The following is a 7,361-nucleotide window of genomic DNA, read 5'->3' on the forward strand; positions in this document are numbered from 1 at the left end:
GCCGGGGCGCCGGGCCGGCCGCCGCCAGGGCCGCCAGCGCCTCGGTGAGCAGAGTGAACGCCCGCACCTCGGGCTCCACGGCCGGCTCCGCGGCCCCGGGCAGCCACCCCATGCCGCACGGCGGGCGCGGGGTGCAGAAGGCGGCGCGGTACAGACCGGGCTCGGCGAGCGCGAAGGAGACGTAGCCGCGGACCAGGGCCGCGAGCCGGCGCTCGGCCGCGAGCACCGGGTCGTCGGAGCCGGGGGCCCGGCCCACGGCGTGCTCCATCGCCTCGGCGAGCGCGCTCTGCGCATGGCTCTTGACCGCGCCGAGCAGCTCCCCCTGCCCGTCGAAGTGACGGTAGGCGGCGGTCGGCGAGACCCCGACCCGGCGGGCCGCCTCGCGCAGCACGACCCGCTCCGGACCGCCGTCCGCCGCGAGGTCGACCGCGGCGTCGACCAGCGCGTTGCGCAGATCGCCGTGGTGGTAGGACTTTCCCCCCGAGATCGCTGCCATGGGGATCATCCTGCCCGATGTTGACCGCATGAACTTTCCGGACATGGCGTCACCGTGCAGCAGGTCACCCGTGCGTGGCCGTGCACGGGTGTGGCCCCCGCCGGATCGCTCCGGCGGGGGCCACACGGCCGCGCGGACCGGCTACTTCCCGGTCTCGCGCTCGTACGCCTTGAGCACCTCGTCGGCGGGCCCGTCCATCAGCAGCTCGCCCTTCTCCAGCCACAGGACGCGGTCGCAGGTGTCCCTGATCGACTTGTTGCTGTGGCTGACCAGGAAGACCGTGCCGGCCTCCTTGCGGAGCTCGCGGATGCGCTCCTCGGAGCGGATCCGGAACTTGTTGTCGCCGGTGGCCAGCGCCTCGTCGATCATGAGGACGTCGTGGTTCTTGGCGGCCGCGATGGAGAAGCGGAGCCGGGCGCCCATACCGGAGGAGTACGTCCGCATCGGCAGGGTGATGAAGTCGCCCTTCTCGTTGATGCCGGAGAAGTCGACGATGCCCTGGTAGCGCGCCCTGACCTCCTCCTTGGACATGCCCATGGCCAGACCGCCGAGGATCACGTTCCGCTCACCGGTCAGGTCGTTCATGAGCGCCGCGTTGACGCCGAGCAGCGAGGGCTGGCCGTCGGTGTAGACCTTGCCGCTCTCGGTCGGCAGCAGGCCGGCGATGGCCCGCAGCAGCGTCGACTTGCCGGAGCCGTTGGTCCCGATCAGGCCGATCGCCTCGCCGCGGTACGCGGTGAAGGAGACGCCGCGCACGGCGTGCACCTTGCGGACGCCCCGGTCCTCGCGCTTGCCGCGGCCCATTATCCGGCTGAGCGCCGCGGTGGCGCTGCCCTTGCCGCCCGCGCCGCCGTTGACGCGGTAGACGATGTGGACGTCGTCGGCGATGACGGTGGGGACCCGCCCCTGGTTCAGGTTCTCAGCCACGGCCGTACCTCTCCTCGGCCTTCCAGAAGTACACGAAGCCGACGACGCCGATCAGCACGGCCCAGGCCAGGCCGGCGATCCAGACGTGCGACGGCAGGTTCTCCGAGCCGTATCCGTCGATCAGGGCGAAGCGGACCAGGTCCATGTAGACCGCCGCCGGGTTGTACATGAGGAGGTCGGCGATCCAGGCCGGCTTGTCCTTCAGCATCAGGGGGATCGAGAACATGACGCCGGAGGCGTACATCCAGGTCCGCATGATGAACGGCATCAGCTGCGCCAGGTCGGGCGTCTTGCTGCCGAGCCGCGCCATGATCAGCGCCAGGCCGGTGTTGAAGACGAACTGGAGCGTCAGCGCCGGGATGATCAGCAGCCAGCTCAGCGACGGGTAGCTGCCGAAGGCGATGGCCACGGCGACCAGCACGATCATCGAGAACAGCAGCTGCTGGAGCTGCTGGAGCGCGAACGAGATGGGCAGCGAGGCGCGCGGGAAGTGCAGCGCCCGGACCAGGCCCAGGTTGTTCGAGATCGCGCGCACACCCGCCATGACGGACGACTGGGTGAACGTGAAGACGAACACGCCGGTCACCAGGAAGGGGATGTACACCTCCGTGGGGATGCCCCGGCTGGCTTCCAGGATCAGCCCGAAGATCAGGTAGTAGACCAGCGCGTTGAGCAGCGGCGTCACCACCTGCCACAGCTGGCCGAGCTTCGCCTGGCTGTACTGGGCCGTCAGCTTCGCCTGGGAGAACGCCAGGATGAAGTGGCGGCGGCCCCAGAGCTGCCGGATGTACTGGGCAAGGCCCGGCCGGGCGCCGCTCACCGCGAGGCCGTACTTCGCGGCCAGCTCCGCCGGGGAGAGGCCGTCGTCGGCGGATGGCGGGGCGGTCATCGCGATCGCGCCGTCTTGGGTTGTGTCACTCACAAGTTGAAACTTTCGTGTTCAAGATGCGCGGCAAGTCGGGTGCCGGGGAAACGGCGCGGCCGTGACCCGAGTGGACCCGATGCTCTCAGATCCGAGCCTGTCAGATGACAGGAGGGCGGCCCAGTCTCGTCAACCGCCACACAGTACGCCACTTCATGGGACGACGGGGACCGCAGGGAGTGGTCCAGCCCTCCTTGAAGCCGCCGAACCAGGCCTTCAGCGCGGCCACGGACGGCCGCCTGACCAGCGTCAGCAGCAGCCAGACGCCGAGGTAGAGCGGGATCAGCGGCGCGGGCAGGTTCCGCCGCGCCAGCCAGACCCGGTTCCGTGCCACGTTGAAGTGGTACGACGCGTGCCGGGAGGGCGGCGTCGTGGGGTGGAACAGCACCATGTCGGACCGGTAGTCGATCATCCAGCCGGCGTCAAGAGCCCGCCAGGCCAGATCGGTCTCCTCGTGGGCGTAGAAGAACTCGTCCGGCAGCCCGCCGACCTCGGCCGTGACCTTGGTGCGGACGGCGTTGGCGCCGCCGAGGAAGGTCGTCACGCGCGAGGAGCGCATCGGGTCGGAGGCCCGCAGCCGGGGCACGTGCCGGCGCTGGGTGAGCCCGGTCTCCGGGTCCGCGATCCGGAAGCTGACGATGCCCAGCTTCGGGTCGGCGGTGAAGGCCTGGCGGATCAGCTCGGCGGTGTCGGCGTTCGGCAGCGTGCCGTCGTCGTCGAGGAAGAGCAGCACGTCGACGTCGGAGCCGCCGGGGCCGAAGGCCTCGATGCCGACGTTGCGGCCGCCGGGGATGCCGAGGTTCTCGGGCAGGTCGACCGTCCGCACGCCCTCGGGGACCCCGGTGACGGGCGCGCCGTTGCCGACCACGACCACGTCGATCGGGTCGCCGTCCTGCCGGGCGACCGAGTCGAGCAGGGCGCGCAGGTCGTCGGGGCGGTTGCCCATGGTGATGACGACGGCGCCCAGCTTCAGCGGCTTGCTCATGGTCGGCGTCCTCATTTCAGCCTGCTCGACGCCAGGACCGACACCAGGTGCAGCACGGTCTGGAGCATGGCGATGCCGGCCAGCACCGCGACCCCGAGGCGGGTGAAGTACAGGTCGCCCTGGATCTGGTCCACGATCGCCAGGACCAGGATCAGCAGGGACGCCTCGATGCCGAGGATCAGCCGGTGGAACTTCAGGGCGCCGGCGGCCCGGCGGGCCAGCGCCATGCCGGAGGAGCGCGGCTCGGACGCCGCCTCCTTGACCGGCGGCAGTCCGCCCTGGTGCCGGGCGACGCCGACGAGGTCCGTCTCCGCCTTGATCAGGATCGCGCCGAGCGCGGCCAGGGTGCCGAGGAAGGCCCACAGCCAGTCGATCCGGCCCGAGCCCCACAGGTCGGCGGCGCGCAGCCCGAAGCCGACCAGGACCGCCGCGTCGCACAGGTACGCGCCGACCCGGTCCAGGTACACCCCGGACAGCGAGAACTGCTTCTTCCAGCGGGCAACCTCGCCGTCGACGCAGTCGAGCAGCAGGTAGAGCTGGACGGCGACGACGCCGAGGACGGCGCCCCAGACGCCCGGCACGAGCAGGGCGGGGGCCGCGAGGACGCCGCACAGGGTCATCACGTAGGTCAGCTGGTTCGGCGTGACCTTGGTGGTGACCAGGCGGCGGGTGATGCGCAGGGAGATCTCGCGCATGTACAGGCGGCCGCCCCAGTGCTCTCCGCTGCGCCGGTCCTTCACACCCGCCGGGTGCACGACCGGGCGGAGTTCAGCTACGGATGGTCTTGGCATAGTCGGCGTACGCGTCCCTGATCTGGTCGTCGGTGAGGTCGAGGTGCTCGAGGATGGTGAAGCGTCCGGGGCGGGTCTGCGGCGCGTACGCGACGGCGGCGACGAACTCGTCCACCGAGAAGCCGATCTCCTCGGGCAGGACGGGCAGCCCGTGCCGGCGGAGCACCTCGGCGAACAGGCCGGCCTCCTCCTCGGCCCCGCGCAGGTGCATCGCGAAGGCGGCGCCGAGGCCCACCTGCTCGCCGTGCGCGGCGCAGCGCTCGGGGTAGAGCAGGTCGAAGGCGTGGCTGATCTCGTGGCAGGCGCCGGACGAGGGGCGGGAGTCGCCGGAGATCGACATGGCGATGCCGGAGAGGACCAGGCCCTCGGACAGGACGGTGAGGAACTCGTCGTCGCCGACCCCGCCGGGGTGCCGGAGCACCGCCTCGCCGGCGGTGCGGGCCATGGCGGCGGCCAGGCCGTCCACGGGCTCGCCGGTGATCTCGTGGGACAGCTCCCAGTCGGCGATCGCCGAGATGTTGGAGATCGCGTCGCCGATGCCGGAGCGGATGAAGCGGACCGGGGCGTCGCGGACGACGTCGAGGTCGATCACCATCGCGATGGGGGTCGGGACGCCGTAGGAGCCGCGGCCGTTGTCGTTGTCCAGGATGGACACCGGCGAGCACAGGCCGTCGTGCGACAGGTTCGTCGCGACGGCGACCATGGGCAGGCCGACCCGCGCCGCGGCGTACTTCGCCACGTCGATGATCTTGCCGCCGCCCAGGCCGACCACGGCGTCGTACCGGCTGCCCTTGATGTCGTCGGCGAGCTTGACCGCGGAGTCGATCGTGCCGTCGCAGACCTCGTACCAGTCCGCGCCGGTCAGGGCCGGCGCGAGCTTCTCGCGCAGCTTCTGACCGGAGCCGCCGCTGATCGCGAAGGCGAGCTTGCCGGAGGCGGAGATCCGCTGGTCGGCCAGGAGGCCGGCGAGATCCCCCATCGCGCCCCGGCTGATGTCGACGACGACCGGCGAGGGGATGAGCCGGGTCAGTACTGGCACGCGATCTCACGGCCCTTCGCGAGGTCGTCGTGGTTGTCGATCTCGACCCACTTCACTTCGCCGATGGGGGCCACGTCGATCTGGAAGCCGCGGTTGACCAGCTCCTGGTAGCCGTCCTCGTAGTAGAGGTCGGGGTCGCGCTCGAAGGTGGTCTTCAGGGCGTCCGCGAGCTCCTCGGCGGCCTCGGGCTCGATCAGGGTGACGCCGATGTACTCGCCGGTCGCGGTGGCCGGGTCCATCAGCTTGGTGATCTTCCGCACGCCCTGGCCGTCGGCGGTGATGACCTTCATCTCCTCGTCGGCGAGCTGCTTCACCGTGTCGAGGGCGAGGATGATCTTCTGGCCGTCGCCTCGGGCGGCGAGCAGGGTCTTCTCGACGGAGACCGGGTGCACGGTGTCGCCGTTGGCGAGGATGACGCCCTGCTTCAGGACGTCACGGGCGCACCACAGGGAGTAGGCGTTGTTCCACTCCTCGGCCTTGTCGTTGTCGATCAGCGTGAGCTTGAGGCCGTACGTCGCCTCCAGCTCGTCCTTGCGCGCGTACACGGCCTCCTTGCGGTAGCCGACAACGATCGCGACCTCGGTGAGGCCGACCTCGGCGAAGTTCGCGAGGGTGAGGTCGAGCACGGTCGTCTCGCCGTCCACAGGCACGAGGGCCTTCGGAAGCGTTTCGGTGTAGGGGCGCAGACGCCGTCCAGCACCGGCTGCCAGTACGAGGCCGATCATGCGGTTTCTCCTTCGTCGTGTACGGCGGGTGCTCCGGACGACACCCAGAAGCGGATGGACTCCACGAGCACCACGAGCGCCACGGCTGCCGCGAGGGCGGTGAGCGCCAGGGTGAAGTCGTCGCCGGCGGTCGCCGTCAGGGCGGCGAGCACGGTCACGATGAGCGTGCGGCCCTCGTGACCGCCGATGGTGCGCACCAGCCAGGCGGGCGGCGCGCCGGTGCCGCCGCGGATGCGGTACACCGTGTCGTAGTGATGGTAGGCGACCGCCGCGACCAGCCCGAATGCCGCGGGCAGGGCCTGGGCGGAGTCGGACTTGGCGGCGAGGATCGCGATCGTGCCGTACTCGGCGGCCCTCAGGAGGGGCGGTACGAGCCAGTCGAGGGCGCCCTTGAGGGGCCGGGCGACGGCGTAGCCGGAGCAGATGACGTACAGCACGGCGCCGAGGACGACGTACAGGCTGCCGAAGTCTCCGGCGCGGGCCGCGGTCAGCAGGCTGATCGCGCCGAAGGCGGCGACGGCGGGGGGCACCCAGGCGGCCTTGAAGTCCGGGCGACTCAGCGCGACGAGCTGGGCGAGCGGCCCGGTGTCGGTGAGGTCGTACAGCGCCTGGGCGGCGCGGTCGGTGCGCTCGGCCTTGCGGGTGAGCGAGCGCAGCACGCGGCCGGCGGTGGTGTAGCAGGCGCCGAACGCGCAGCCGATGATCAGCGCCCAGAAGACGATCCGGGGGCTGGTGACGGCGGTGAGGACGGCGATCATGGCCCAGCGCTCGCCGATCGGCAGAATGATCATGCGGCGGACCCAGACCGTCCAGCCGACGCTGTCGAGCCGGTCGGAGAGCGCCGCGGTGGGGCTGGTGTTGGCGGTGGCGTCGTGGTTCGCCTCGTTGAACGAGAAGTCCACGACATGGCGGCAGGTCATCAGGATCATCGAGGCGAGCGCCAGGGCCCACACGTCGTCGCCGTTGCGGGCCGCGCCGAGCGCGAGGCCCGCGTAGAAGGAGTACTCCTTGGCCCGGTCGAAGGTGGCGTCGAGCCAGGCGCCCATCGTCGAGTACTGCAGGGAGTAGCGGGCGAGCTGCCCGTCGGTGCAGTCCAGGACGAAGGAGACGAGCAGCAGCACGCCGGCGGCGATGTACCCGGCCCGGTCGCCGGTCGCGGCGCAGCCGGCCGCGATCAGCGCGGTGAGCAGCGAGGCGGTGGTGACCTGGTTCGGGGTCAGGCCCCGGCGGGCGCACCAGCGCGCGATGTAGCGCGAGTACGGGCTGATGAAGAAGGTGGTGAAGAAGCCGTCGTGCGCCTTGACCGCGTTCCGCAGGCGTACGGCCTCGTCGTCGACCTCGGCGACGGCGGCGCGCGCCCGGTGGCGGCTCTCGGCGTCGTCGGGCACGGCGGCGACCAGGGAGCCCAGCTGGGGGCGGTGCACGGCCACGCCGTCGGCGGCGAGCGCGTCCGCGAGGGCGCAGGGGTCGGCCGGG

The 7,361-nt window shown here is 71.1% G+C and carries 8 protein-coding genes; all 8 read right to left on the minus strand.

The window, feature by feature from the left end; all coding sequences use genetic code 11:
- On the minus strand, positions 1 to 496 hold a 496-nt coding region (locus VIU94_RS39370; RefSeq protein ID WP_331919550.1), incomplete at its 3' end, for a TetR/AcrR family transcriptional regulator.
- A 141-nt stretch (positions 497 to 637) separates the two neighbouring features.
- On the minus strand, positions 638 to 1,423 hold the full coding sequence (locus VIU94_RS39375) for an ABC transporter ATP-binding protein (protein ID WP_331919552.1): 786 nt from the start codon (positions 1,421 to 1,423) through the stop codon (positions 638 to 640).
- A complete protein-coding gene (locus VIU94_RS39380) occupies positions 1,416 to 2,345 on the minus strand; it encodes an ABC transporter permease (RefSeq protein ID WP_331919554.1) in 930 nt (309 codons plus the stop codon). Before VIU94_RS39380 ends, VIU94_RS39375 begins: the two co-directional genes overlap by 8 nt.
- Positions 2,346 to 2,445: 100 nt before the next feature.
- The gene (locus VIU94_RS39385; RefSeq protein ID WP_331919556.1) at positions 2,446 to 3,330 is read right to left on the minus strand and encodes a glycosyltransferase family 2 protein; all 885 of its coding nucleotides are present in this window, start codon (positions 3,328 to 3,330) and stop codon (positions 2,446 to 2,448) included.
- An 11-nt stretch (positions 3,331 to 3,341) separates the two neighbouring features.
- On the minus strand, positions 3,342 to 4,121 hold the full coding sequence (locus tag VIU94_RS39390) for a CDP-alcohol phosphatidyltransferase family protein (RefSeq protein ID WP_331919558.1): 780 nt from the start codon (positions 4,119 to 4,121) through the stop codon (positions 3,342 to 3,344).
- Positions 4,099 to 5,160, minus strand: coding sequence for an iron-containing alcohol dehydrogenase family protein (locus tag VIU94_RS39395; RefSeq protein ID WP_331919560.1), 1,062 nt, complete (start codon positions 5,158 to 5,160; stop codon positions 4,099 to 4,101). Before VIU94_RS39395 ends, VIU94_RS39390 begins: the two co-directional genes overlap by 23 nt.
- A complete protein-coding gene (locus VIU94_RS39400) occupies positions 5,148 to 5,885 on the minus strand; it encodes a phosphocholine cytidylyltransferase family protein (protein WP_331919562.1) in 738 nt (245 codons plus the stop codon). The genes VIU94_RS39395 and VIU94_RS39400 overlap by 13 nt, the downstream gene beginning before the upstream one ends.
- Positions 5,882 to 7,361 (minus strand): DUF5941 domain-containing protein (locus VIU94_RS39405; RefSeq protein ID WP_331919564.1); only part of this gene is annotated, 1,480 nt, incomplete at its 5' end. The genes VIU94_RS39400 and VIU94_RS39405, both read right to left, overlap by 4 nt.

The organism is Streptomyces sp., from assembly GCF_036566765.1.
Lineage (GTDB): Bacteria > Actinomycetota > Actinomycetes > Streptomycetales > Streptomycetaceae > Streptomyces.

Bases quoted from the DNA above. Each gene is read 5' to 3' on its own strand.
- VIU94_RS39385 (WP_331919556.1), bottom strand. From the start codon at position 3,330: ATGAGCAAGCCGCTGAAGCTGGGCGCCGTCGTCATCACCATGGGCAAC.
- VIU94_RS39390 (WP_331919558.1), bottom strand. From the start codon at position 4,121: ATGCCAAGACCATCCGTAGCTGAACTCCGCCCGGTCGTGCACCCGGCG.
- VIU94_RS39400 (WP_331919562.1), bottom strand. From the start codon at position 5,885: ATGATCGGCCTCGTACTGGCAGCCGGTGCTGGACGGCGTCTGCGCCCC.